Annotated in this window: 15 protein-coding genes; 6 read left to right on the top strand and 9 right to left on the bottom strand. The window is 67.2% G+C overall.

Annotated elements, in window-relative coordinates; genetic code table 11:
- Window positions 1-138: 138 nt before the first annotated feature.
- The 8 genes from GSQ95_RS07265 to glnE all read right to left on the bottom strand — a co-directional run bounded on the left by GSQ95_RS07265 (window position 139) and on the right by glnE (window position 10,074).
- Window positions 139-1,560 carry a lipopolysaccharide kinase InaA family protein gene (locus tag GSQ95_RS07265; protein ID WP_158889488.1) on the bottom strand — a complete coding sequence of 474 codons (1,422 nt, stop codon included), beginning with the start codon at window positions 1,558-1,560 and terminating at the stop codon, window positions 139-141.
- A complete protein-coding gene (locus GSQ95_RS07270; RefSeq protein ID WP_158889486.1) occupies window positions 1,557-2,312 on the bottom strand; it encodes a lipopolysaccharide kinase InaA family protein in 756 nt (251 codons plus the stop codon). The genes GSQ95_RS07265 and GSQ95_RS07270 overlap by 4 nt, the downstream gene beginning before the upstream one ends.
- A complete protein-coding gene (locus GSQ95_RS07275) occupies window positions 2,309-3,040 on the bottom strand; it encodes a lipopolysaccharide kinase InaA family protein (RefSeq protein WP_158889484.1) in 732 nt (243 codons plus the stop codon). The genes GSQ95_RS07270 and GSQ95_RS07275 overlap by 4 nt, the downstream gene beginning before the upstream one ends.
- A complete protein-coding gene (gene rfaP / locus GSQ95_RS07280) occupies window positions 3,040-3,846 on the bottom strand; it encodes a lipopolysaccharide core heptose(I) kinase RfaP (RefSeq protein WP_158889482.1) in 807 nt (268 codons plus the stop codon). The genes GSQ95_RS07275 and rfaP overlap by 1 nt, the downstream gene beginning before the upstream one ends.
- Complete coding sequence (locus GSQ95_RS07285; protein ID WP_158889480.1) at window positions 3,843-4,961, bottom strand: glycosyltransferase family 4 protein; 1,119 nt, start codon at window positions 4,959-4,961, stop codon at window positions 3,843-3,845. Before GSQ95_RS07285 ends, rfaP begins: the two co-directional genes overlap by 4 nt.
- Complete coding sequence (gene waaC, locus GSQ95_RS07290) at window positions 4,958-5,965, bottom strand: lipopolysaccharide heptosyltransferase I (protein WP_158889478.1); 1,008 nt, start codon at window positions 5,963-5,965, stop codon at window positions 4,958-4,960. The genes GSQ95_RS07285 and waaC overlap by 4 nt, the downstream gene beginning before the upstream one ends.
- Window positions 5,966-7,000: a lipopolysaccharide heptosyltransferase II gene (gene waaF / locus GSQ95_RS07295; protein ID WP_158889476.1), complete on the bottom strand. Its 1,035-nt coding sequence runs from the start codon at window positions 6,998-7,000 to the stop codon at window positions 5,966-5,968. It abuts the gene before it with no gap.
- 113 nt (window positions 7,001-7,113) lie between these two features.
- A complete protein-coding gene (glnE, locus tag GSQ95_RS07300) occupies window positions 7,114-10,074 on the bottom strand; it encodes a bifunctional [glutamate--ammonia ligase]-adenylyl-L-tyrosine phosphorylase/[glutamate--ammonia-ligase] adenylyltransferase (RefSeq protein WP_158889474.1) in 2,961 nt (986 codons plus the stop codon).
- 329 nt (window positions 10,075-10,403) lie between these two features.
- Here glnE and aceE point away from each other — a divergent pair, with 329 nt between their 5' ends.
- The 4 genes from aceE (at window position 10,404) to msrA (ending at window position 18,692) form a co-directional block, all read left to right on the top strand.
- Window positions 10,404-13,046 (top strand): pyruvate dehydrogenase (acetyl-transferring), homodimeric type, encoded by a 2,643-nt coding sequence (gene aceE / locus GSQ95_RS07305; protein WP_158889472.1) that lies wholly within the window; start codon window positions 10,404-10,406, stop codon window positions 13,044-13,046.
- Window positions 13,047-13,074: 28 nt separating this feature from the next.
- Complete coding sequence (aceF, locus tag GSQ95_RS07310) at window positions 13,075-15,063, top strand: dihydrolipoyllysine-residue acetyltransferase (protein ID WP_158889470.1); 1,989 nt, start codon at window positions 13,075-13,077, stop codon at window positions 15,061-15,063.
- Window positions 15,064-15,344: 281 nt separating this feature from the next.
- The gene (locus tag GSQ95_RS07315) at window positions 15,345-17,951 is read left to right on the top strand and encodes a bifunctional diguanylate cyclase/phosphodiesterase (RefSeq protein ID WP_158889468.1); all 2,607 of its coding nucleotides are present in this window, start codon (window positions 15,345-15,347) and stop codon (window positions 17,949-17,951) included.
- 81 nt (window positions 17,952-18,032) lie between these two features.
- A complete protein-coding gene (gene msrA / locus GSQ95_RS07320; RefSeq protein WP_158889466.1) occupies window positions 18,033-18,692 on the top strand; it encodes a peptide-methionine (S)-S-oxide reductase MsrA in 660 nt (219 codons plus the stop codon).
- 124 nt (window positions 18,693-18,816) lie between these two features.
- Here msrA and GSQ95_RS07325 read toward each other — a convergent pair whose 3' ends face one another.
- A complete protein-coding gene (locus GSQ95_RS07325) occupies window positions 18,817-19,653 on the bottom strand; it encodes a 23S rRNA (adenine(2030)-N(6))-methyltransferase RlmJ (RefSeq protein WP_158889464.1) in 837 nt (278 codons plus the stop codon).
- 129 nt (window positions 19,654-19,782) lie between these two features.
- Between GSQ95_RS07325 and GSQ95_RS07330 the strand changes: the two genes are divergently transcribed.
- Together GSQ95_RS07330 and mscK are read left to right on the top strand one after the other, a co-directional pair.
- On the top strand, window positions 19,783-21,522 hold the full coding sequence (locus tag GSQ95_RS07330; RefSeq protein WP_158889462.1) for a potassium/proton antiporter: 1,740 nt from the start codon (window positions 19,783-19,785) through the stop codon (window positions 21,520-21,522).
- Window positions 21,523-21,620: 98 nt separating this feature from the next.
- Window positions 21,621-24,965 (top strand): mechanosensitive channel MscK, encoded by a 3,345-nt coding sequence (mscK, locus tag GSQ95_RS07335; RefSeq protein ID WP_158889460.1) that lies wholly within the window; start codon window positions 21,621-21,623, stop codon window positions 24,963-24,965.
- The last annotated feature ends 19 nt before the right edge of the window (window positions 24,966-24,984 follow it).

Raw genomic sequence — 24,984 nt, forward strand, 5'->3', positions numbered from 1 at the left:
CGCGAGGCCGCTGCAGGCCCGCCTCGCCTCAAAAACGGCGAATTATAGCCGTTCAGGCAGGCCACGGGTAATGGCCGCACGCCGGAGCGGGGCCTAGCGCACGGCGATTCAGCCCCGGTACAGATGGCGGGTCGGCGCTCAGGCTGGCGGCAGGCGCTCGTCGAGCAGGCGATGCAGGGCGCTGTCGGCCGGCCAGTTGCGCAGCAGCCGGGCGCGGTCGCGGGCATAGGCGGCGGCGTAGGCACGGTCGCTGGCGTGGGCCTGGAGGGCGTCGAGGTCGATCACCAGCCAGCGACCTTCATGCCAGATCAGGTTGGTGCCTTTGAAATCACCATGGCCGAGGCGCTCGCGACGCAGGGCCTCGACCAGCGCCAGCAGGGCGTCCAGCTCGACCGCGGGTGGCGCCGACTGCACATAGGGCGCGAAGCGCTCCAGCAGATTGGGTCCGTCGACGAAGGGCGTGACCAGATAGGCGCGTCCGCGCAGGCCAAGAAAGCGGCGCTCGCGCACGGCCAGCGGCTCGGGAGTGGGAATGCCGAGGAATCGCAGCCGGTGCCCTTCGCGCCAGCTGTGCCAGGCTCGGCTCGGTCGCCAGAAGCGCGTCAGCCAATGGCCGAAGCCCTTGATGTTATATCTCTTGAGCACCAGGTCCTGGTCCTGCCACTGCACGCGGGCCACGGTGGCGGCGCCGCCGTCCTTGAAGGTCGGCAGACCGGCCAGGGCGGCGTCGGGATCGGCCAGCAGGCCTTCCAGGCGACTCAGCCAGGTGCGCCGCACGGCGATCAGGCCAAAGGCGCTGCGGGTGACGGCGAACAGGGTGCATTCCCGGCCGCTCTTCTTCAGGTAGTCGGCCAGGCGCCAGCGGCGGATCTCGGCGATACGCGCCAGCAGGGCTTCCAGGCGCAGGGCGTGTTCGGCATTGACCAGCAGGTAGTGGATCAGCAGCTCTTCCAGCTGGGCATCCAGGGCGGCCGGCAACTGGGCGAAGAACACCGCCAGATTCTCCTGCACCCGCGCCTGGGACAGCGGCTGGCCGACGGTCTCGGCCTGGATGTCCGCCGCGTCTATGACCAGGGCGGCGCCGTCCTTGACCAGCAGGTTGTCCAGGTGCAGGTCGGCTTGCCAGAGCCCCTGGGCATGCAGCCGCGCCAGGGTGGCGAGGGCCGCGCCGAGCAACGCGTCCTGTGCCGGCGACAGGGGCGGTTCGGTGGCGAGCGGCTGCCAGAGCTGCTCGACGCTGGGCGCCGCCGCGATGAAGTCGAACAGCAGCCAGGCGCCCTGCCCGCTCACCTCGCCGCTCTCCAGCAGCGCGGGGGTCGGCGCCGCGGCGGCCGCCAGCAGGCGACAACCCTCGCGCTCGCGGGCGAATTGCCGACTCGCGCGCTCGCCGACCAGCAGCTTGGCCAGCACCCGTCGGCCCTGCCAGCGGGCCTCGCCGACATAGCGCTGACCGGGCAGCACCCTGAGCAGCGACAGCAGTTCCAGCTCGCCGCTGGGCAGTTCGATGCGCAGTGGCAGGGTCGGCGCACGACCGGCCTTGGCCAATTGCTCCAGGGTCATGCCTTGCGCTCCTTGTGGCGGCGACGCCCGGCCAGACGCCGACTCCAGTCGCGTACGGCGGCGCTGTCCAGCGGCTGGTCCAGATAACTCGCCAGCAAGCGGGCGACGTCCGGTTCACTCCATTGCGGCGCGCGGCGCAGCAGGGGTTCGAGATCGCGCAGGCGATCGCGCCGGCCGAACAGCAGCGGCCGGGTCTTTTCCAGATCGATCAGCCGCGCGGCCAGGCCTTCGCCCTGACGCTGCAGGAACAGATGCTTGGGATAGAAGCAGCCGTGCACCTGGCCGGCGCCGTGCAGCTGGCGAGCCAGTTCGCCGACGGCGACCAGCACCGCCTGGCGCTCCTCGGGGGCCAGGTGCGCCCAGACGCGCAGCCAGCTGTCGAGATCGCGCCAGTCATCCAGCGCCCGGGTCAGCAGGATGGCGCGCCAGCCCTGGTCATCGCGGCGCTCGCCGTAATAGGCCAGCGCCAGCGCCGGGATGCCGCGCTCGGCGTAGCGGCGGATGTTGCGACTCTCGCGGGCGAAGGTCGGCTCGCCCAGCGGGCGGGCCAGGGTGCGGGTCAGGTAGTCGCGCTGGCGCTTGAGGTAGTAGCCATGGCCGCCAACGTCCAGGCGAAACACCTGGCTGAAGCCGCCGCGTCCCTGGTTGGGTTCGTCCACCGCGGTCAGCTCCAGCGCCCACAGCGCCGCGAAGCTGTCCAGGCCCTGGCCGGCCAGCACGGCGCGATCCTCGGCCGCCCACACCTCGTTCATTCCCGCCCCTTGAAATAGTCCAGTACCTCGCGGACGCGCCCCTTGTCGTTGTCACTGAGGCGCGCGCGACCGCGGTATTGCAGATAGAACCTGAGGCGCTGGGTGCGCGACAGCTGGTACTTGGCCACCTTGTCCAGGCAGGCCAGGTCCTTGACGATGCGCCAGCGCAGCCAGTGGCCGACCCAGAAGGCGCCGGCCGGGCAATCGATGAGATAGAGCACGCCCTGGCCATCCACCAGCAGGTTGCGCCACTTGAGATCGTTATGGACGAAATGGTGGTCGTGCAGGGTACGGGTCGCCGCGGCCAGCTGGCGGCTGACGCTGTCCACCCAGACCCGGTCGCGCAGGCGGGGATCCTCGCGGCGGGCCAGCTCGGCAAGATCCAGGGTGTCGGGAATCTCGCGGGTGATCATGGCGCCGCGGGCGAAGCCCCGGGGCGAACGCTCCATCCCCCAGGCCACCACCGGCGCGGTGGCGATGCCCCACTTGGCGAAACGCTTGAGATTCTGCCACTCGGCCTTGACCCGCGGCCGCCCGACATAGCGCCGCAACCCCTTGCCGGCGCCGTGGTAGCGCTTGACGTAGTAGCGGATGCCGTCGCGCTCGATGCGCACCACTTCCGACAGCGGATCGCTGGTCAGGCGTTCGCCGCCGAGGGCGAACACCGCTTCCAGGGTGGCGAATTCGGGCAGGTGGGCGACGCTGGAATCGATGCGCCAGTCAGCCATCAGAGCCGATCCCCGTAGCGTTCCTTGCGTTCCAGCAAGGCGGCGGCCTTGCGTTCCAGACGCGCCAGCAGCGGCGCCTCGTCGCGCAGGATCTCGCGCAGCGGCCGCTGGAAGTAGCCCTGCAGGAAGCGCAGGAAGTCGCGCCGCGTCAGGCCGATGCCCAGGGCGGAGAAATACAGCCCGGCCAGGTCCTTGTCGCGCCAGCGCCGGGGCACCTGGGTGCGGCACTGGGCGCGGTGCAGGTCGATCAGCCAGAGTCGCAGAGTGGCCACGGTGACCGGCTGGGCGGTGTCGAGCAGGAAATGGCAGATGTAGCAATCGCGATGGTTGACGCCCGCCCGGTGCATGGCGCCGGTCATGCGCGCCACCTCGGCGATCAGCGCCCGCTTGAGCAGGGGCTCGGGCGGCTGGCGGAGCCAGTCGAGGCTGAAGTCTTCGAGACTGACGGTGGGGGCCAGCTCCTCGGTGATGATGAAGGAGTGCTGGGTCGCCGGATTCGCGCCCCGCTCGCCAAAGGCCACCGCGGTCATGGTCGGCACGCCGACCTGGTGCAGTCGCTCGATGGCCTGCCATTCCTGGCGCGCACCCAGCACCGGCTGCTTGGCCTGCAGCAGATTCTTGGCGATCTCGCCCCAGCCGATGCCGCGGTGGATCTTGACGAAGTAGCCACGGCCGGCCACCTCGGTGCGCAGGGTGCGGCGTCCGTCCAGCTCGCGATAGACCTGGCCCTGCAGGGCCTCCACGGCGACGAAGGGATCCTGGCCGGCCCAGCGGCTGGCGAAGGGCTCACGCAATTCCAGGGTCATGCCACCCCCAGGATGACATCGGCGGCACGTTCGGGCAGCGAATAGAGATCGGCGCTGGCGGCGAAGGCCAGGCCATTGCGGCCCTGCACCGCGCGGCGCGCGGGATCGGCCAGCAGCTCGGCGAGCATCCGGTCCAGCGTCTCCTGGGCGAAGGGTGACGGTACCACCGCGCCGGCGCGGGCCTCGTCGATATAGTGGGCATAGCCGCAGACGTCGGTGACCAGCACCGGCAGCCCGGCGACCAGCGCCTCCAGCAGCACGGTGCCGGTGTTCTCGTTGTAGGCCGGATGGATCAGCAGATCGGCGCCGAGCAGGAAGCGCGGGATGTCGCTGCGCCCCTTGAGGATCTCGACCCGGTCACTGACGCCCAGGGCCTTGGCCTGCAGCAGGAAGGGCTTGGGATCGTCCTGGCCGATGGCGAACAGCCGGGTGCGCTTGCGCAATTCCTTGGGCAAAGAGGCCAGGGCGCGCAGGCTGCGATCCAGCCCCTTGGTCTTGAAGCCGGAGCCGATCTGCACCAGCAGCAGCTCGCCCTCCTCCAGCCCGAATTCGCGCCGGAAGTCGGCGCGGATCTCGGCGGCGTTGGCCGGCGCGCGGCGATCGGCGGCGATGCCCGGCGGCAGGAGGTGGAAGCGCGGCGTCGGCGTGGCGTAGTGCTTGACGAACAGCGGCTGCTGCACCTCGGAGATCATCAGGATCTCGGTCGACGACTCGGGGGCGAACACCGCGCGCTCGTATTCGGCGAAGTGGCGATAGCGACCCCACTGGCGATACAGCGGATTGCGCAGGGTCTGGGCCTTGTCCTCGAAGCAGGGATCGGCGGCATAATAGACGTCCAGCCCCGGCATCTTGTTGAAGCCGATCACCCGGTCCACCGGATCGCGGGCGAGGTCGGCCTGCAGCCAGGCGTGGAATTTCTCGTTGCGCCGGTGATTGAACAGGGCGCTGACCCTGGCCACCCGCACGTCGAAGCCCTCCGGCACCGGGCCTTCCCAGATCAGGGTGTAGACGCGGATGGCATGGCCCCGGCGCTGGCACTCCTGGGCGATGCGCAGGAAGTCCCGCTGCAGGCCGCCAAAGGGAAAGTACTTGTAGAGCACGAAAGCCAGGGTCATGCGGGGAGGTCTTCCAACAGCAGGGTTTCCAGTTCCAGTTCGACCCGCTCCGGGGTCAGGGCGGCGAGACTGGCCGCGGGCTGGTCGCGCGGCTCGTCGGTGCCGTCCAGCCCCACGGCGCTCAGGTGCACCTGGGAGCGGCCATAGGCGCCGACCTTCTTCGGACTGGTCGGGCCATAGAGCGACACGGTGGGCACGTCCAAGGCCGCGGCCAGATGACCGAGGCCGGTATCCACCGCCACGCAGGCGCGGGCGCCGGCCAGCACCTTGGCCACCCCGGCGAGATTCAGTCGCGGCAGCACCTGGACGCCATCCAGGCCGTCGGCGATGCGTTCGGCACGGGCATGTTCCGCCTCGCTGCCCCACAGCAGTCGCACCGGCCAGTCCAGCCGGCTCATGCGCTCGGCCAGTTCACGCCAGTGGGCCTCGGGCCAGTGCTTGCTGACCCAGGTGGTGCCGTGCAGGAAGACCACATAGGGCGTCTCGTTGGGGCCGGCCAGGCGTTGCCGATCCAGGCCGTAGTCACCCACGCCCGCCGGCAGCGGATAGTCCAGGGCCTGGGCGAACAGCTGGCGGATCCGCTCCAGGGCGTGCTGCCCCTTGGCGACATGATAGCGCTCGTCATAGAAGCGGCTGGCCAGGGGCTCGCGGGCGGAGTTGCGGTCAAGACCGGCCACCGGCGCCTCGGCGTAGCGGGTCAGCCAGGCGCTCTTGAGCAGGCCCTGGGCATCGATCACCCGGTCATAGCGCTGCTCGCGCACGCGCGCCTTGAATTCGCCCCACTCGCCACTGGCCCAGGCGGAAAAGGGCTGCTTGCGCCAGCGGCGCAGGGCCACCGGGATCACCTGGCTCACGGCCGGGTGCCAGGCGGGAATCTCGGCGAAGCCCTCCTCCACCACCCAGTCGAAGCAGATGCCGGGGATGGCCCGGGCCGCATCGGTCAGGGCCGGCAGGGTATGGATGACATCGCCGAGAGAGGAGGTCTTGATCAGCAGCACGCGCATCTAGCCCACCTCGACCGGATCGGCGACCAGGCGGCCGAGCGCCTCCTGCACCAGGCTCGGCTGCAGCAGGCGCAGGCAATCGTAATGGCCGAAACGGCAGGTACGGTCGAAGCAGGGACTGCACTCCAGCCCCAGGCGCACCACCTCGACCTGGCTGGCCAGCGGCGGCGTGAAGCCCGGCGAGGTGGAGCCATAGACCGCCACCAGCGGGCGATCCAGGGCGGCGGCCACGTGCATCAGACCGGAATCGTTGCTGATGACCGCACCGGCACAGGAAAGCAGGTCGATGGCCTCGGCCAGGGAAGTACGCCCGGCGAGGTTATAGACATCCTCCTCGAAACCGGGGGTGACCCACTCGCGGATCTCTTCGCCACCGGGGGCGTCCTTCTGCGAGCCGAACAGCCAGACCTGCCAGCCCTGACGCAGCCGGGCGTCGGCCACGGCGGCGTAGTGCTCGGCCGGCCAGCGCTTGGCCTCGCCGAATTCGGCGCCCGGGCAGAGCGCCAGCACCGGCCGGTCCAGGCTCAGGCCGAAGCGCTCCAGGGCGGCGTCACGGCTGGCCGGGTCGATGGCCAGCCGTGGCTTGGGATAGGGTTTGGGCAACTCCGTACCGGGCGCATAAGCCAGCGCCATGAAGCGCTCGATCATCAGCGGATAGCGCGCCTTGTCGAGGGTGCGGATGTCGTTGAGCAGGCCGAATCTCATCTCGCCGCGCCAACCGGTACGCGTGGGGATGCCGGCGAAATAGGGCACCAGCGCCGACTTCAGCGAGTTGGGCAACAGGATCGCCTGGTCATAGCGACCGCGCAGCTGCTGGCCGATACGCCGGCGGGTGGCCAGTTCGAAGGCGCCGTGGCCGAGGGGAAAGCTCAGGGCTTCGCGCACCTCGGGCATGCGCTCGAGCAGCGGGCGACTCCACTCGGGGGCGAGGACGTCGATCTGGCAGTCGGGGTGCTGGCGCTTGAGACAGACGAAGAGGGTCTGCGCCATCACCATGTCGCCGACCCAACTGGGTCCGATGATCAGAATATTCATGCTGGAAGGCGATCGGCACCTAGCGGGTGGCCGACTCCCACTCCCTCAGGCCCGGCCTGATCGAAAGCTCGCGCACGGACATCGACATCTTGCCTCTCCTTACTGATGACGGCCTAAAAGGTGGCCGGATTGCCGGACGGCGTGTCCAGCCCCAGGCCGTGCCAGATACGGCGCACTTCGTCGCGCTCGGCGAGAAAGCCGTCGGCCGGCACGTTGCCCGGCTGCTTCTGCAGCACCAGGCGGTGCAGCGCGGCGCGGTAGACCTTGTAGGCTTCGCGCAGGGCAATGGCGTCCGTGGCCGGTACCAGACCAGCCGCTTCGAGGGATTCCAGGATGCGGATGTTGTCGGGAAAACGCAGCAATTCGGGATGCTGCCACGACCAGGCCAGAACGGCATATTGGACCATAAATTCGATATCGACGATACCGCCGGCATCCTGCTTGAGGTCGAAGCGCTGCTCCGGCCGGCGCGCGTTCGGCCCCAGTCCGCCGGCGGTCACCGCGGTGCCGAGGTTGTCGAGCATCTTGTCGCGCATGCCGGCCACGTCGGCCTGCAGGGTCGCCAGCTCCCGCTGCCGACCGAGGATGCGCGCCCGCACCGCGTCGAAGCGCTCGCCAAGCCGCGGGCAACCCGCCACCACCCGCGCGCGCACCAGGGCCTGGTGTTCCCAGGTCCAGGCCTCGCTCTGCTGGTAGCGCTCGAAGGCCTCCAGCGAGCTCACCAGCAGCCCCGCCGCGCCGGACGGCCGCAGGCGCATGTCCACCTCGTAGAGGGTGCCCACCGGGGTGGTGGTGGTGAGCAGATGGATGATGCGCTGGCCGAGGCGATTGAAGAACTGGGCGCCATCCATGGGCTTGGCGCCATCGGTCTCGGCCAGGGGATCGGCGTCGTGGATGAACACCAGGTCGAGGTCCGAGCCATGGCCGAGTTCGATGCCGCCGACCTTGCCGTAGCCGACGATGACGAAGTCCGGCTGGCAGGGCGAGCCGTCGCGCCGCTGCGGCGTGCCATGGCGCTGCACCAGCTGGCGCCAGGCCAGGCCGAAGACCTCTTCGAGGATCACCTCGGCGAGCCAGGTGAGATAGTCGCTGACCTTCATCAGCGGCAGGCTGCCGGCGATCTCCGCCGCCGCCACCCGCAGGCTGTGGGCGCGCTTGAAGTGACGCAGCACGTCCATCTGCTGCTCCAGGTCCTCTTCGGGCAGGCGCATCAGGCGCTCGCGCAATTCGGCGGCCAGTTCCGGCTTCTGCGGCGGATGATAGAGCCGGCCCTCGTTGAGCAGTTCGTCGAGCAGCGCCGGATAGCGGGTGATCTGCTCGGCCACCCAGGCACTGGCGCCGCAGAGCTCCAGCAGCCGCGCCAGGGCCGGCGGATTCTCGCTGAGCAGGACCAGGTAGGCGGAGCGTCGCGCCACGGCTTCCACCAGCGGCAGCACCCGCTCCAGCGCCCGATCGGGTTGCTCGTCGGCGCTGACCGCATCCAGCAGCCGCGGCATGAAGGCATCCAGGCGCTCGCGACCGGCGCGCTGCATGGCCCGCACCTGGCCGCTGGCCCGCAGACTGGCCAGCAATTCCAGCGCCTGCTCCGGCGCCTGGAAGCCCGCCGCGCGCAGTCGCGCCAGAGACTCCTCGGGGTCGAGCAGGTCGTCCCACAGCGGCAGCCAGCTGTCTTCCAGCTCGGCGCTCTGGGTCTCCTCCTCGGGATCGGCGATGGTCTGCTGGAAGTGCCAGTCGATGCGGCTGCGCCAGCCGTCGAGCGCCGCGCTGAAGTCATCCCAGTCGGCATGCCCCATGAGGAAGGCCACCCGCGCCCGGCCCTGGGGGTCCACCGGCAGGGTCTGGGTCTGCTGGTCGGCGATGGCCTGCAGCCCGTGCTCCACATAACGCAGGAAGCAATAGCCCTCGCGGAGCTCGGCTTCCGCCGCGGCCGGCAGATAGTCGCGCTCGCGCAGACTGGTCAGCACCCTGAGCAGCGGGCGCTGCTGCAGCGCCGGATCGCGCCCGCCATGGATCAGCTGGTAGGCCTGGGCGATGAATTCCACTTCGCGGATGCCGCCCGCGCCCAGCTTGACGTTGTCGGTCATGCCGCGCCGGCGCACCTCCTGGCGGATCAACTGCTTCATGCTGCGCAGGGCTTCGATGGCGGAGAAATCCAGATAGCGCCGATAGACGAAGGGCCGCAGCAGGGTCAGCAACTCGGCGCCGCTGGCCTGATCGCCGCCGACCACCCGGGCCTTGATCATGGCGTAGCGTTCCCAGTCGCGGCCCTGGTCCTGGTAATAGAGCTCCATGGCGGCAAAGCTCAGCACCAGGGCGCCGGCGCTGCCATAGGGTCGCAGGCGCATGTCGACGCGAAAGACGAAGCCCTCCACCGTGGTGGCGTCCAGCGCCTTGATCAGTCGCTGCCCGAGGCGGGTGAAGAATTCCTGGTTGTCCTGCTCGCGCCGCGCGCCGCGCGTCTCCCCGCCCTCGCCATAGGCGAAGATCAGGTCGATATCGGACGACAGATTCAGCTCTCCCGCACCGAGCTTGCCCATGCCCAGCACCACCAGCTGCTGGGGCTGACCGCTGTGGCGCCCGGTCGGCACGCCGAACTGGCTGCACTGCTCGGCATAGAGCCAGGCGCAGGCCTGGTCGATACAGGCGTCGGCCAGGTCGCTGAGGTCGCGACAGGTCTCCACCAGATCGGCGCGCCGGGTCAGGTCGCGCCAGACGATGCGCACCTGCTGCAGCATGCGGAAGCGCCGCAGCCGGCGTCCCAGCTCGGCTTCGTCCGGGCAGTCGGCCAGGGCCTCGCGCAGGCGCTGCGCCATCGCCCCCGGCGCCAGCGACAGCTCCAGATCGCCGCTGTCGACCAGCGCCAGGCAAGGCTCGGGCAGGCGGCAGAACTGCTCGACGACGAAATCACTGAGGGCGGCCACCCGCCGCCACTCGGCGCGCAGCGGCGCGGACCAGTTCGCCTCGCGGGCCGCCGCCGCGGGTAGCGGGGCCAGGGCGTCGGCCAGGCGCCGGTCGGCGAGTTCGGCACAGGCGACAAGAGTCGGAGGCAGTTCGGGACGAAGGAGGGGTATCATGGGCAGTCCTGCGCAGGGACGGTCGAACCCCACCACCCTGCCGCGAACCCCCTACCAGGGACATTCCGACGGACCACCTGGTCCGAGCGGGAACCGTTTTCACGCCCGTGGTTCGGAGTTCGCGAGCCCTCGAGCAGCGCGTTCGACAAACGTCGAATTGTTTTTTATCGCATTACAGCTCGGAGCTGAAACGGATTTGAATTTGTAGTAAAACTACACGCTGATCGGAACCGTCCGGTCATAAATCCAAGAATTTTCGCTGCCCCCAAGAGGCCGGCGGCGACCCTGAGGCGACCGATTTTGGAAGCCTTTCCGCCCTGGAGCAAGCCATGCAAGATCTCGATCCCGTCGAAACCCAGGAATGGCTGGACGCCCTGGAGTCCGTCCTCGACCACGAAGGCGAGGAGCGCGTTCATTATCTGATGACCCGCATGGGCGAACTGGCTACCCGCAGTGGTACCCAGCTGCCCTACTCCATCAATACCCCCTATCGCAACACCATTCCGGTGACCAAGGAAGCCCATATGCCGGGCGACCTGTTCATGGAGCGACGCATCCGCTCGCTGGTTCGCTGGAACGCCCTGGCGATGGTCATGCGCGCCAACCTCAAGGATCCGGATCTGGGTGGTCACATCTCCACCTTCGCCTCCAGCGCCACCCTCTATGACATCGGCTTCAACTATTTCTGGAAGGCGCCCAACGAAGAGCACGGCGGCGACCTGATCTACTACCAGGGCCACGCGTCCCCCGGCGTCTATGCCCGTGCCTTCCTGGAAGGCCGCCTCTCCGAAGACCAGATGAACAACTTCCGTCAGGAAGTGGACGGCAAGGGCCTGTCGAGCTACCCGCACCCGCACCTGATGCCCGACTTCTGGCAGTTCCCGACCGTGTCCATGGGTCTGGGTCCGATCACCGCCATCTACCAGGCGCGCTTCATGAAGTACCTGGAGAACCGCGGCTACATCCCCGCCGGCAAGCAGAAGGTCTGGTGCTTCATCGGCGACGGCGAGTGCGACGAGCCGGAAACCCTGGGCGCCATCTCCCTGGCCGGCCGCGAGAACCTCGACAACCTGATCTTCGTCATCAACTGCAACCTGCAGCGCCTCGACGGCCCGGTCCGTGGCAACGGCAAGATCGTCCAGGAACTGGAAGGCATCTTCCGTGGCGCCGAGTGGAACGTCACCAAGGTCCTCTGGGGCCGCATGTGGGATCCGCTGTTCGCCCGCGACACCGAAGGCCGCATGCAGCAGCGCATGGACGCCGTGGTCGATGGTGAATACCAGAACTACAAGGCCAAGGACGGTGCCTATGTGCGCAAGCACTTCTTCGGCGCCAACCCCGAGCTGCTGAAGATGGTCGAGGACCTGTCCGACGACGAGATCTGGAAGCTCAACCGTGGCGGTCACGACCCCTACAAGGTTTATGCGGCCTACCACCAGGCGGTCAATCACAAGGGCCAGCCCACCGTCATCCTGGCCAAGACCATCAAGGGCTACGGCACCGGTGCGGGCGAAGCCAAGAACACCGCGCACAACACCAAGAAGGTGGATGTGGAGTCGCTGAAGAAATTCCGTGATCGCTTCGACATCCCGCTGAACGATTCCCAGCTCAGCGAACTGCCCTTCTATCGTCCGGCCGACGACAGCGCCGAGATGAAGTACCTGATGAGTCGTCGCGAGTCCCTGGGCGGTCACCTGCCCCAGCGTCGCGCGCGCAGTCTGAGCATCCCCACCCCGCCCCTGGAAACCCTGAAGGCGGTGCTGGACGGCTCCGGCGATCGCGAGATCTCCACCACCATGGCCTTCGGCCGCATCCTGTCGCAACTGGTCAAGGACAAGGACCTGGGCAAGCGCATCGTGCCCATCCTCGCCGACGAGGCCCGTACCTTCGGCATGGAAGGCATGTTCCGCCAGCTGGGCATCTACTCGCCCCACGGTCAGCTCTATGAGCCGGTCGATCGCGACCAGGTGATGTACTACCGCGAAGAGAAGGACGGCCAGATCCTCCAGGAAGGCCTCAACGAGGCCGGCGCCATGTCTTCCTTCATCGCCGCCGGTACCGCCTACAGCAACTACAACCAGCCCATGCTGCCGGTCTACATCTTCTATTCGATGTTCGGCTTCCAGCGTATCGGCGACCTGGCCTGGGCGGCGGGCGATGCCCAGACCCGCGGTTTCCTGCTGGGCGGCACCTCCGGCCGTACCACCCTGAACGGCGAAGGCCTGCAGCACGAGGACGGTCACAGCCACATCCTGGCTGGCACCATCCCCAACTGCCGCAGCTACGATCCCACCTATGCCTACGAGCTGGCGGTGATCATGCGCGAAGGCATCCATCAGATGATGGAACTGCAGCAGAGCGTCTTCTACTACATCACCGTGATGAACGAGAACTACCAGCAGCCGGCCATGCCCCAGGGTGTCGAGGAAGGCATCATCAAGGGCATGTACCTGCTGGAAGAAGAGAAAGGCGACTTCAAGCACCGCGTCCAGCTGCTGGGCTCGGGCACCATCCTCAACGAGGTCCGCGCGGCTGCGAGCCTGCTGCGCGAGATGGGTGTCGGCGCCGACATCTGGAGCGTCACCAGCTTCAACGAACTGCGCCGCGAAGGCCTGGCCGTCGACCGCTGGAACCGCCTGCACCCGCTGGAAGAGCGCCGCCTGACCTACGTCGAGCAGTGCCTGGGCGAGCGCCAGGGTCCGGTCATCGCCTCCACCGACTACATGAAGCTGTTCGCCGACCAGATCCGCCAGTGGGTCCCCACCGAATTCCAGGTGCTGGGTACCGACGGCTTCGGTCGCAGCGACAGCCGCAAGAAGCTGCGTGATCATTTCGAGGTCGACCGTCGCTGGGTCGCCATCGCCGCTCTGCAGGCGCTGGCCAACCAAGGCAAGCTGGAACGCAAGGTCGTGGCCGACGCCATCACCAAGTTCGGCATCGACACCGAGAAGCGCAATCCCCTGGATTGCTGATGCGGCACACGGATAAGAGGAAACAACTGTGAGCGAGACCATCCGCGTACCCGACATCGGCAGTGGCGACGGCGAAGTCATCGAGCTGCTGGTGAAGGTCGGCGATACCGTCGAGGCCGAACAGAGCCTGGTGGTGCTGGAATCCGACAAGGCCAGCATGGAGATTCCGGCCCCCAAGGCCGGCAAGATCGCCGCCCTGCACATCAAGGTCGGCGACACCCTCAAGACCGGTGATCTGCTGATCGACCTGGAAGGCGAGGACGCCGCCAGCGGCAGCGAAGTCGCCGCCGAGCCCAAGGCCGAGTCCAAGCAGACCCAGGTCGAGGAAAGCGAAACCCCGACGCCGGCCGGCGACGAGGACGCTTCGGCGTCCGCCGGCGAAGGCGAGTCCCAGGAAATTCACGTTCCGGACATCGGTTCCAGCGGCAAGGCCAGCATCATCGAGGTGGCGGTCAAGCCCGGCGACACCATCGCCGCCGAGCAGACGCTGATCACCCTGGAATCCGACAAGGCCAGCATGGAAATCCCCTCCCCCGCCGCCGGCGTAGTGGAGAGCGTTTCCGTCAAGGTCGGCGACGAAGTGGGTACCGGCGATCTGATCCTGGTCCTCAAGGGCGCCGCCAATGCCAAGCCGAGCAAGAGCGTCGAATCCAAGGCCGGCGACAAGCCCGCCAAGGAAGCTGCCGAGCCCGAGCTGCACGAGGAAGCCGCCGCCGAGCCGGCCGGTGAATCGGTCGAGGAGATCAAGGTCCCCGATATCGGCTCCACCGGCAGTGCCAACGTCATCGAGGTGCTGGTCAAGGCCGGTGACCAGGTCAAGGCCGAGCAGTCGCTGATCGTGCTGGAGTCCGACAAGGCCAGCATGGAAATCCCGGCGCCCAAGGCGGGCGTGGTGGAAAGCGTCGCCATCAAGGTCAATGACCAGGCCAAGACCGGCGATCTGATCCTGACCCTGAAGGTGGCCGGTGCCGCGCCCAAGCAGGCGGCCAAGCCGGCTGCCGGCAACGCCGCCGCCAGCGCGCCGGCACCCGAGAAGAAAGCCGAGGCTCCGGCCAAGGCCGCCGCTCCCGCCAGCGCCCCTGCCGCCGGCAAGGGCAAGAAGGTCCATGCCGGCCCGGCGGTGCGCATGGTCGCCCGCGAGTTCGGTGTCGATCTGGGCGAGGTCACCCCGACCGGTCCCAAGGGTCGCATCCTCAAGGAAGACGTCCAGACCTACGTCAAGGATCAGCTGCAGAAGAGCAAGGCGGCTCCGGCCGCGGCCGCGGGCGTCACCGGTGGCGCCGGCATCCCGCCGATCCCCACCGTGGACTTCAGCAGGTTCGGCGAGATCGAAGAGGTGCCGATGACGCGCCTCATGCAGGTCGGTGCCAACAACCTGCATCGCAGCTGGCTGAACGTGCCCCACGTCACCCAGTTCGACCAGTCCGACGTGACCGATCTGGAAGCCTTCCGGGTCGGCCAGAAAGCCGTGGCGGAAAAGGCCGGCGTCAAGCTGACCATCCTGCCGTTCCTGCTCAAGGCCTGCGCCCATGTGCTCAGGGAACTGCCGGACTTCAACGCCTCCCTGGCCCCCAGCGGCAAGGCGGTGATCCGCAAGAAGTACGTGCACATCGGCTTCGCCGTGGACACTCCGGACGGCCTGCTGGTCCCGGTCATCCGCAACGTCGACCAGAAGAGCCTCCTGCAACTCGCCGCCGAAGCCGCCCAGCTGGCGGAAAAGGCGCGGACCAAGAAGCTCAGCGGCGACGACATGCAGGGCGCCTGCTTCACCATCTCCAGCCTGGGTCACATCGGCGGTACCGGCTTCACGCCGATCGTCAATGCTCCGGAAGTGGCGATCCTCGGGGTGTCCAAGGCCAGCATGCAGCCGGTCTGGGACGGCAAGGCCTTCCAGCCGCGCCTGATGCTGCCGCTGTCGCTGTCCTACGATCACCGCGTGATCAACGGGGCGGCCGCCGCGCGCTTCACCAAGCGCCTGGGCGATCTGCTGGCGGAAATCCGCGGCCTGCTGCTGTAAGCGCCACAGGACGGTAACGGCTGCCCGCTACCGTCTTTTGGTGTAGCGCAAAAACCCCGCTCAGGCGGGGTTTTTGCTGCCAGATCAACCGAAAGATCCAGGAAAAAGGTAGGATGGACGCCCCGAGCGCCGCCCCTTGCATGGGCCGACCTCTATCGGGCAACCTTGACAGCCATCCCAGCGTGCTGGCGAGGCGGAGAGGAAAAAGGATTAATGATTTGTCTGTCCTTTCCGATAAACCTAGGACATCTTTCCGTCTTCACAAGGACGCGGACCCTCGCATGAGTATTCACTCCGATGCTGCCGATGCCGCGGTAGCCGATCAGGCGGGCGCGCTCAGCGCTCCTGCCCGATTGGGCTTGCTGCGTTTCGAGCGTCTGAATGAAGCCTCCTGGGCGATGCTCTATCTCGATTCCCGCTGTGAAGCCAGCCTTGGCCTGCCTGCCCAGGCGCTGTGCTCGCTCATCGATGCCCCCTATGCCAGCCTGATGGAGCCCAGTGTCCGTCATCGCCTGCACGAAGACATCCAGCTGCAACTCGCCGAGCACGGCAGCTATCAGGTGCGCTACCTGTTCCACTCCCCTACGGCCCCGTACCAGGTGGTCGAGGTGGGCGAAAGCCTGCAGCGCCATGGTCGCCCGCTGCTGCGCGGCTATCTGCTGCGAGTGATGAACGACGACGCCCTGGCCGGCGAATGGGAAGCCCACAACCTGGCCCTGCGCTCCACCCTGGCGCTCCTGCAGGACAGCCAGGACCACAGCCAGCAACGGCTGGGGATGGCCCAGGCGCGACAGACCCTGCTGCTCGAACTGGCCCGGCTGGCCCTGCGCCAGGCGCCGGTCGACGACGAACTGGTGCAATTGCTGCGCGCCGAGGGCCCGGCCGCCTTTGCCGCGGACGAACTCAGCCTGTGGCGTTACGAGGGCAATGGCCTCGTCACCCTGTGCAAGGAAGAGCGCCTGCCGACGCTGTGCAGCGACCACCGGCGCCGGTTGCGCGAACAGGGCGTGATCGAAGACGCCAGTCAGGTGCTGCACCCGCCCCATACCGGAGGCGGAACGGCGTTGGACGTAGCGCTGCTGCATGACAATCAGCTGATCGGCCTGCTCTGCCTGCGCCGGGACCGCGCGGCCACTTGGGAAGCCGAGGACGTCACCTTCGCCCGCAGCCTGGCGGAATGCCTGGCCGCCCTCCTCCTGCAGCCGGAGCCTCTGCCCAAGGTCGCCCACCCCCTGACCCGGGTGATGGAGGCCAGCAACGATGCCTTCCTGCTGCTGGATGCCAGCGGTTGCCTGGAGCACGCCACCGACAGCTTCGCGCGGATCACCGGATACCCCATCGGCAAGCTGCAGGGCCTGCACGTCGAATCCCTGCCAGCCCTGGAAAACTGGGGCGAGCTGCTCTACGAAGCCTGGCAGCGGTTGGCGCACCAGGACAGCTGGCAAGGCGAACTGCGCTGCTATCGTCGCGACGGCGAGACCTACTGGGGCCAGCTGTCGCTGTCCAAGATCCAGCAGCCCAATGGCGACCTGCAGGGCTATCTGGGCATCTTCCAGGACACCAGCAAGACCCGCTTCGCCCAGCAGCACAATGACGAACTGGTGTTTCGCGACAGCCTCACCGGGCTGGCCAACCGCAGCCACTTCATCGCCCGCCTGGAAGCGCGCCTGGAGCAGTCCAGTCCGAGTCGCGAACACTCGCTGCTGCTGGTGGACGTCGACAATTTCAAGAGGGTCAACGACAGCCTCGGTCATCGCATCGGCGACCAGTTGCTGGTGGGTCTGGCCCGGCGCCTGCGCAGCGCCTTGGGCAAGGGCGCACTGATCGCCCGCATCGCCAGCAACGAATTCGCCGTGCTGCTCGAAGGCATGGATGCGGTCGCCGCTGACAGCCTGGCCCGCGACACCCTCGTGGCCCTGGATCCGCCCCTCTATGTGGAGGGCCACCCGACCCTGATCAGCTGCTCGATCGGCCTGACCACCGCGCGGCCGCACGAGACCGATCCGCAGACCCTGATCAAGCACGCCGGCCTCGCGCTGCACAGGGCCAAGGCCACCGGCGGCCATCAGGTCCAGGTGTTCACCGAGGCGCTGATCGCCGAAGCCAGCAACAAGCTGTTCGTGCAGAACAATCTGCGCCGAGCCCTGGAACAGAACGAACTGCTGGTGCACTACCAGCCCAAGGTCTGCCTGAAACGCGCCAAGCTGCTCGGCCTGGAAGCCCTGATCCGCTGGCAGCACCCGGAAAAGGGCATGATCCGCCCGGACCAGTTCATCAGCATCGCCGAGGAAACCGGGCTCATCGTGCCCATCGGCAAATGGATCATCCGCGAGGTCTGCCGCCAGCTGCATCGCCTCGACGCCGCCGGCTTCGACGATCTGCAGATCGCCATCAACCTGTCGCCCAAGCAGTTCACCGATCCCGACCTGGTGCAGTCCTTCGTCACCATCCTCGACGAGGAGGGCATCACGCCCAAGCGTCTGGAGCTGGAACTGACCGAAAGCCTCCTGCTGGATGCCACCGACGCCACCCGCAACACCCTCGAAGCCCTCAAGCGCCTGGGCATGAGCCTGGCGATGGATGACTTCGGCACCGGTTATTCGTCGCTCAGCTACTTGAAAAAATTCCCCATCGACGTCATCAAGATCGACAGGAGTTTCATCAAGGACATCCCGGACAACCAGGACGACATGGAAATCACCTCCGCGGTGATCGCCATGGCCCACAACCTGCGGCTGCAGGTGGTTGCCGAGGGCATCGAGACGACCGAACAGCTGGCGTTCCTGCGTCACCATCGGTGCGATATCGGCCAGGGCTATCTATTCGACAAGCCCATCCCGGCCGACCAGCTCGACGCCGCCCTGGCGCGTTACCTGCCGACGCGCTGACCCGCCGCGCGGACTAGACCCCGCTGCTGCGATTTTGCGTACACTGAGCTTTTCGCCTGGCCCTTTCCCACGAGGTATCCCATGGTCCTGCGTTCCGAAATCCTGACCAAGAAGACTCATCTGCCCGCCGCCGAGCAGGCCCTGCCCGGCCGCGAGACGGCCATGGCCGTGCCCGCGGCCCACTATGTCAACGGCAATCCGTTGCAAGGTCCCTTCCCTACCGGTCTGCAGAGTCTGGTGGTGGGCATGGGCTGCTTCTGGGGCGTCGAGCGGCGCTTCTGGCAACAGCCAGGGGTCTGGACCACCGCGGCGGGCTACGCCGGCGGCCATACCCCCAATCCGACCTACGAAGAGGTGTGCTCCGGCCTGACCGGTCATACCGAGGTGGTGCTGGTGGTGTTCGATCCGGCTCAGACCTCGCTGGAAGCGTTGCTGAAGATCTTCTGGGAAGCCCACGATCCGACCCAGGGCATGCGCCAGGGCAACGACGTCGGCACCCAGTATCGCTCGGCGCTGTATTACACCGACGACAGTCAGCGGGAAGCCTTCGAAGCCAGCCAGGCTGCCTTCCAGGCGCAACTGGCCGAGGCCGGTTATGGCGAGATCACCACTGAGATCGCCCCGCTGCCGCCCTTCTACTACGCCGAGGCCTATCACCAGCAGTATCTGGCGAAGAATCCCAACGGCTATTGCGGCCTGGCCGGCACCGGCGTCTGTCTGCCGCCCAGCCTGGCGGTCTGATCCCGAGCCGCTGCGGCGGCTCTCTTTGTCGGGCTTCGGCGCTAGAGCCGTCGCAACCCAACCTGCGCCAACCTTTCCCGTAGGTTGGGTTGAGCGCAGCGAAGCCCAACAGCGCCGGGCCTCGCTATTCCGCGATCAGCCAGTCCAGCCGCCAGCTGCCTTCGCCCTGGGCCAGATGTTCGGCCAGCCAGGGCAGCAAGTCGCGCAACTCTTCTTCCAGTCCCCACGGCGGATTGACGATGGCCAACCCCGAGCCATTGAGCCGGGTAGCATCGTCCGCCGCACGGATGAGCAATTCGACGTTGAGCAGCTTGGGCGCGCCGCTGGCCTGCAGACCGGTATGAAAGCGTCTGAGCTGGCGGCGATCCTTGATCGGATACCAGAGCATGATCACCGTCTGGCGCATCCGGCCGATGGCCTCCGCGACCGCCTTGACGCAACGCTCCAGCTCGTCGGCCTTTTCGAAGGGCGGATCGATCAGCAGCAAGGCCCGGCGTTCGGGGACCGGCAGCAGCGCCCGTGGCAGCAGCCAGCCATCCTTCTGGTGCACCGCGACCCGCCGATCACGGGCCATGTTTTCCTTGAGCAGGCGACCATCCTCCGGATGCAGCTCGTTGAGCAGCAGGCGATCCTGGGGACGCAGGGCCTGACGCATCAGCTCGGGCGAGCCGGGGTAGTAGCGCAGCGCGCCGTCGGGATTGAGCGCCGCCACCGCCTCGCGATAGCCGACAAAGGCCGCTGGCGCGGACTCCAGGGCCCACAGCCGTCCGATGCCTTCGCGCCATTCGTCGGTACGACTGGCCTGATCGCCGGCCAGGTCATAGCGACCGACGCCGGAATGGCTGTCCAGATAGGCGAAGGGCGTCTCCTTGCGCGCCAGCAGCGCGGCCAGGCGCAACAGGGTGGCGTGCTTGAAGACATCGGCGTGATTGCCGGCGTGGAAGGCGTGTCGGTAATTCATGGGATACTCCAGCGTCAGCCCTACAGTGTACCGTCTTCCTCGGGCGCCAGCGGCGTCGCGCTTTGACACCCCGGCCACCCAGCGGGTTAAATCCCCAGGGTCTTCAATTCTTTACCCCAGGAGTCACGCTTGGACGCTGTCACCATCAACAGCTTGTTCTTGATCGGTGCGGTGCTGATCGGCCTGTCGATTCTGGTCAGCTCGATTTCCTCGCGGGTCGGCATCCCGATTCTGGTGATCTTCCTGGTGGTCGGCATGTTCGCCGGCATCGACGGTCCCGGTCACATCGCCTTCGACAACTATCCGATGGCCTACCTGGTGGGCAACCTGGCGCTGGCGGTGATCCTGCTCGACGGCGGCATGCGCACCCGGGTGTCGAGTTTCCGGGTGGCGCTCTGGCCGGCGCTGTCGCTCGCTACCGTGGGGGTGATGATCACCACCGGCCTGACCGGGGTCGCCGCCGCCTGGCTGTTCGACCTCAGCCTGCTGCAGGGCCTGCTGATCGGCGCCATCGTCGGTTCCACCGATGCCGCGGCGGTGTTTTCCCTGCTCGGCGGCCGCGGCCTCAATGAGCGGGTCACGGCCAGTCTGGAAATCGAATCGGGCAGCAACGATCCCATGGCGGTGTTTCTCACCGTTACCCTGATCGAGATGCTCGCCAGTGGCGAAAGTGGCTTCAGCTGGAGTCTGCTCGGTCACTTCGTCAGCGAATTCGCCATCGGCGGGGTGATCGGCCTGGGCGGCGGCTGGCTGCTGCTGCAGTTGATCAACCGCATCCATCTCGCCGACGGCCTCTATCCGCTGCTGGCGATCAGCGGTGGCCTGCTGATCTTCGCCCTGACCAACACCGCCCACGGCAGTGGCATCCTCGCGGTCTACCTGGCCGGTCTGCTGATGGGCAATCTGCCGATCCGCAGCCGCCACGGCATGCTGCACATGCTCGACGGCATGGCCTGGCTGGCGCAGATCGGCATGTTCCTGGTGCTGGGCCTGCTGGTGGAGCCGCACAACCTGCTACCCATCGCCCTGCCCGCCCTGGGCCTTGCGCTGTGGATGATCCTGGTCGCCCGCCCGCTGTCGGTGGCCATCGGCCTGCTGCCCTTCCGCGCCTTCCACGATCGCGAAAAGGCCTTTATCGCCTGGGTCGGGCTGCGCGGCGCGGTCCCCATCATCCTGGCGGTGTTCCCGATGATGGCCGGACTGCCCCAGGCCCAGCTGTTCTTCAACGTGGCCTTCTTCATCGTGCTGGTGTCGCTGCTGGTGCAGGGCTCCAGCCTGCCGCTGGCCGCCAAGCTGCTCAAGGTGACGGTGCCACCGGAGCCGGCGCCCTTCTCCCGCGCCGGGCTGCAGGTCCACCCGACCAGCGAATGGGAGCTGTTCATCTATCGCCTGGGCGCTGAAAAATGGTGCATCGGCGCCGCCCTGCGCGAGTTGAAGATGCCCGAGGGTACCCGTATCGCCGCGCTGTTCCGCGGCGAGACCCTGCTGCACCCCTCCGGCAGTACCACCCTGGAAGCCGGCGACATCCTCTGCGTGGTCGGCCATGAGCACGACCTGCCGGCCCTGGGCCGGCTGTTCAGCCAGGCGCCACAGCAGACCCAGAGATTCTTCGGCGACTTCGTCCTGGAAGCCGACGCCGAACTCAGCGCCGTGGCCGCGCTGTACGGCCTGCAACTGGGCGAGGTGGACGGCAACCAGCGCCTTGGCAGCTTCATCACCCACGAGATCGGCGGCGAACCCATCGTCGGCGACCTGGTGGAATGGAACGGCCTGGTCTGGATCGTCGCGGCCATCGAGAACAAGCGCGTGCGCAAGGTCGGCGTGAAGTTTCCCGAAGGCCGCAGCAGCGGACCCGCGCTCTTTCTTTAACCGTGGATGAACAGGGTTCGCGCCTTGAAAGGCGCTGTCTTGCGCCCTCGGCAGCGCCGCTTTAACCTCGCGCCTTTCCACTGCCCGACGTCCGCCGCATGCAACGCCTGTCCGCTCTGCTTCGCGCCGCCGCTCTCTGCGGTTGTCTGCTCACCCTTCCCGCCGTGGCTCAGGATTCCGGGCCGCCCGATGCCCAGCAGGTGCAGCAGAATCTGAACGGGCTGGCCGATCGCAAGCTGCCCGCCCCCGAGCAGAGCGCCGCCCAGGACAGTCTGCAGCAGACCCTCAAGCTGCTCGACCAGCGCGACCAGTACGTCAAGCAGCTGGCCGATCTGCGCCAGCAACTGGCCCAGGCGCCGCAGCAGATCAAGGATGCCCAGCGGCAACTGGCGCGACTGCGCGCCGAGCCGATCAAACCGGCCGAACAGCGCTATGCCGGCGCCACGCCCCAGGCCCTGGAGCAGCGTCTGAGCGAGACCAGTCTGGCGCTCAACAGCGTGCAGGACGATCTCAATGCGGCCAACAGTCTGGTGATCAATGCCCAGACCCGCCCCGAACGCGCCCAGGTGGACATCGCCAATCTGCAGACGCGCCTGCAGCAGATCGCCGATCTGCTCAAGAACGGGCGCGAGAACGCCAAGCCGCTCACCGCCGAGCGACGCGGTCAGTTGCTGGCGGAACAGGCGGCCGCCAATGCGCAGATCCAACTGCTGCGCCAGGAACTGGGCGGCAACAGCGTGCTGCAGGACCTGGGGGCCATCCGCCGCGAACTCTTCACCGAGCAGGTCAAGCGCTACGAGCAGGAGACCCTGGACCTGCAGACGCTGATCAGCGGCAAGCGCCGCCAGCAATCGGAAAAGACCCTGGCCGAAGCCTCCCGCGAATCGGAAAAGACCGCCGGGGACGATGTGCTGTCCCAGGAGACCGGACTCAATCTGCAGCTGTCGGACTACCTGCTGCGCGCCACCGATCGCCTCAACGACCTCAATCGCCGCAATCTCGAGTCGCGTCAGCAGCTGGACCAGCTCAAGCAGACCACCGAGAACATGGAACAGCAGATCGGCGTGCTCAAGGGCAGCGTGCTGCTGTCCAAGCTGCTCTATCAGCAGCGGGCGGCACTGCCCTCGGTCAAGGTCAACAAGGACCTCACCGACGACATCGCCGATCTGCGCCTCTATCAGTTCGAACTCAATCAGCAGCGCGCCCAGATCGCCAGTCCGGAAGGCTACGTCGACAATCTGCTGGCCCAGCAGCCGCCGGAAAAGGCCACCCCGCAGCTGCGTCAGCAACTGCTCGAGTTGCTCAAGACCCGCAGCGAACTGCAGGAACGCCTCAACACCGAACTCAATGCCCTGCTCAGCGAATCCATCGACCTGCAGCTCAACCAGAACCAGCTGCGCAGCACCATCACCAGCCTGCGCGGCACCCTCGACGAGCAGATGTTCTGGATTCCCAGCAACAAGCCGCTGGACTGGAACTGGGTCAAGACCGCGCCGCGCAAGCTGCTGCAGCAGCTGCGCGACGTGCCCTGGGGCTCCAGCCTGCATGAACTCTATGTCGGCCTGGCCGAGCGACCGTTGCTGCTGCTGCCGCTGGTGCTGGCCTTCGCCACCCTGATCTGGCAGCGTCCGCGCCTCTATGGGCGGGTCCACAAGCTCAACCAGGACATCGGCCACTATCAGCGCGACAGCCAGCTGCACACGCCCCAGGCGATCCTGCTCACCATCCTGCTGGGCCTGCCGGCGAGTCTGGTGCTCTGGCTGGGCGGGGTGGCCCTGGAGGGTGACGAACGCGGGGTCAACGCCGCCATCGGCGCGGCCCTGCTGGAAATCGCCGCCGGCTGGCTGGTGTTCTACACGGTGTATCGCCTGCTGGCCTCCGGCGGCGTGGCCGAGACCCATTTCCGCTGGGCCCGGCCCCAGGCGCAGTCGCTGCGCCGGCTGGTCAGACGGGTGGGACTGCTGGCCCTGGCGCTGATGGCGGTGGTGGCCATCGCCGAGCGCCAGCTGGCTGGCCTCGCCGACGACGTCCTCGGCATCCTCATCGTGCTGGTCGCCTATGCCAGCCTGGCCTGGATGCTCGGTCGCTCCCTGCTCAACGCCACCGCCCGCGAGCGCCTGCCGTTCTTCCGCCTGCTGCTCGGCCTGATGATCACCGCCATTCCGGCCGTGCTGTTCTTCGCCGTGCTCTTTGGCTACTACTACACCGCGCTCAAGCTCACCGATCGCCTGGTGGACACCCTCTATGTGCTGATGGCCTGGATCATCCTCGAAGCCACCCTGGCCCGCGGCCTGAGCGTGGCCGCGCGGCGCCTGGCCTACCAGCGCGCCATCCAGAAGCGCCAGGCGCAGCAGGAAGACGCCGAGGGCGTCGAGGTGGTGCAGGAGCCGACCCTGGACATGGAGCAGGTCAACCAGCAGTCCTCGCGGCTGTTGCGCCTGACCCTGCTGCTGGCCTTCCTCGGCGTGCTCTACCTGGTCTGGGCCGACGTGGTGGCGGTGTTCTCCTACCTGGACAACGTCACCCTCTACCAGTACACCAGCGGCACCGGCGCCGCCGCCACCCAGGTCCCCCTGACGCTGCGGGTGTTCATCATCGCCCTGGTGATCGCCGGCCTCACCGTCGCCCTGGCGCGCAACCTGCCCGGCCTGCTGGAGGTACTGGTGCTGTCACGCCTGAATCTGGCCCAGGGCAGCGCCTACGCCACCACCACCCTGCTGTCCTATGTCATCGTCGGCTTCGGCACCGTGACCACCCTGGCGACGCTGGGGGTGAGCTGGGACAAGCTGCAATGGCTGGCCACCGCCCTTTCGGTCGGTCTGGGTTTCGGTCTGCAGGAGATCTTCGGTAACTTCATCTCCGGTCTGATCATCCTCTTCGAGCGCCCGGTGCGCGTCGGCGACCTCATCACAATCGGCAACGTGACCGGCACGGTGAACAAGATTCGCATCCGCGCCACCCATATCACCGATGCCGACCGCAAGTCGGTGGTGGTGCCGAACAAGACCTTCGTCACCAGCCAGCTGATCAACTGGACGCTGACCGACACCGTTACCCGCATCGTGCTGACCTTCGGCGTCAATCGCGGCAGCGACCTGGCCCAGGCGCAACAGCTGATCATGCAGGCGGTGAAGGAGAATGCGCGCGTCCTGCACGACCCCGAACCCTCGCTGTTCGTCACCCACTATGGCGCCACCACCCTGGATCACGAATTGCGCATCTATGTCCGAGAACTGGGCGATCGCAGCGCCGCCACCGACGAGCTGATTCGCCGGGTCGACCAGCTGCTGCGCGACGCCGGCATCAATCTGCTGTCGACGCCGCAGATGGAGATCACCCTGAAGAATCGTCACGGTGCGGAGAAACAACTGGGCAAAACGACTCTCCTACCTGAAGGGGATGCCCAGCAGGAGGCCGAGGATCCCAAGCCACCCAAGGCCTGACGGCCCCTGCGCAGACGAT

The organism is Pseudomonas sp. BAV 4579, assembly GCF_009765395.1.
Classification (GTDB): Bacteria; Pseudomonadota; Gammaproteobacteria; order Pseudomonadales; family Pseudomonadaceae; genus Chryseomonas; species Chryseomonas aestiva.

What these genes read in the sequence shown, in the direction of transcription:
- GSQ95_RS07265 (WP_158889488.1), bottom strand. Translation starts at nt 1,560, where the DNA reads ATGACCCTGGAGCAATTGGCCAAGGCCGGTCGTGCGCCGACCCTGCCA.
- GSQ95_RS07270 (WP_158889486.1), bottom strand. Translation starts at nt 2,312, where the DNA reads ATGAACGAGGTGTGGGCGGCCGAGGATCGCGCCGTGCTGGCCGGCCAG.
- GSQ95_RS07275 (WP_158889484.1), bottom strand. Translation starts at nt 3,040, where the DNA reads ATGGCTGACTGGCGCATCGATTCCAGCGTCGCCCACCTGCCCGAATTC.
- rfaP (WP_158889482.1), bottom strand. Translation starts at nt 3,846, where the DNA reads ATGACCCTGGAATTGCGTGAGCCCTTCGCCAGCCGCTGGGCCGGCCAG.
- GSQ95_RS07285 (WP_158889480.1), bottom strand. Translation starts at nt 4,961, where the DNA reads ATGACCCTGGCTTTCGTGCTCTACAAGTACTTTCCCTTTGGCGGCCTG.
- waaC (WP_158889478.1), bottom strand. Translation starts at nt 5,965, where the DNA reads ATGCGCGTGCTGCTGATCAAGACCTCCTCTCTCGGCGATGTCATCCAT.
- waaF (WP_158889476.1), bottom strand. Translation starts at nt 7,000, where the DNA reads ATGAATATTCTGATCATCGGACCCAGTTGGGTCGGCGACATGGTGATG.
- glnE (WP_158889474.1), bottom strand. Translation starts at nt 10,074, where the DNA reads ATGATACCCCTCCTTCGTCCCGAACTGCCTCCGACTCTTGTCGCCTGT.
- aceE (WP_158889472.1), top strand. Translation starts at nt 10,404, where the DNA reads ATGCAAGATCTCGATCCCGTCGAAACCCAGGAATGGCTGGACGCCCTG.
- GSQ95_RS07315 (WP_158889468.1), top strand. Translation starts at nt 15,345, where the DNA reads ATGAGTATTCACTCCGATGCTGCCGATGCCGCGGTAGCCGATCAGGCG.
- msrA (WP_158889466.1), top strand. Translation starts at nt 18,033, where the DNA reads ATGGTCCTGCGTTCCGAAATCCTGACCAAGAAGACTCATCTGCCCGCC.
- GSQ95_RS07325 (WP_158889464.1), bottom strand. Translation starts at nt 19,653, where the DNA reads ATGAATTACCGACACGCCTTCCACGCCGGCAATCACGCCGATGTCTTC.
- mscK (WP_158889460.1), top strand. Translation starts at nt 21,621, where the DNA reads ATGCAACGCCTGTCCGCTCTGCTTCGCGCCGCCGCTCTCTGCGGTTGT.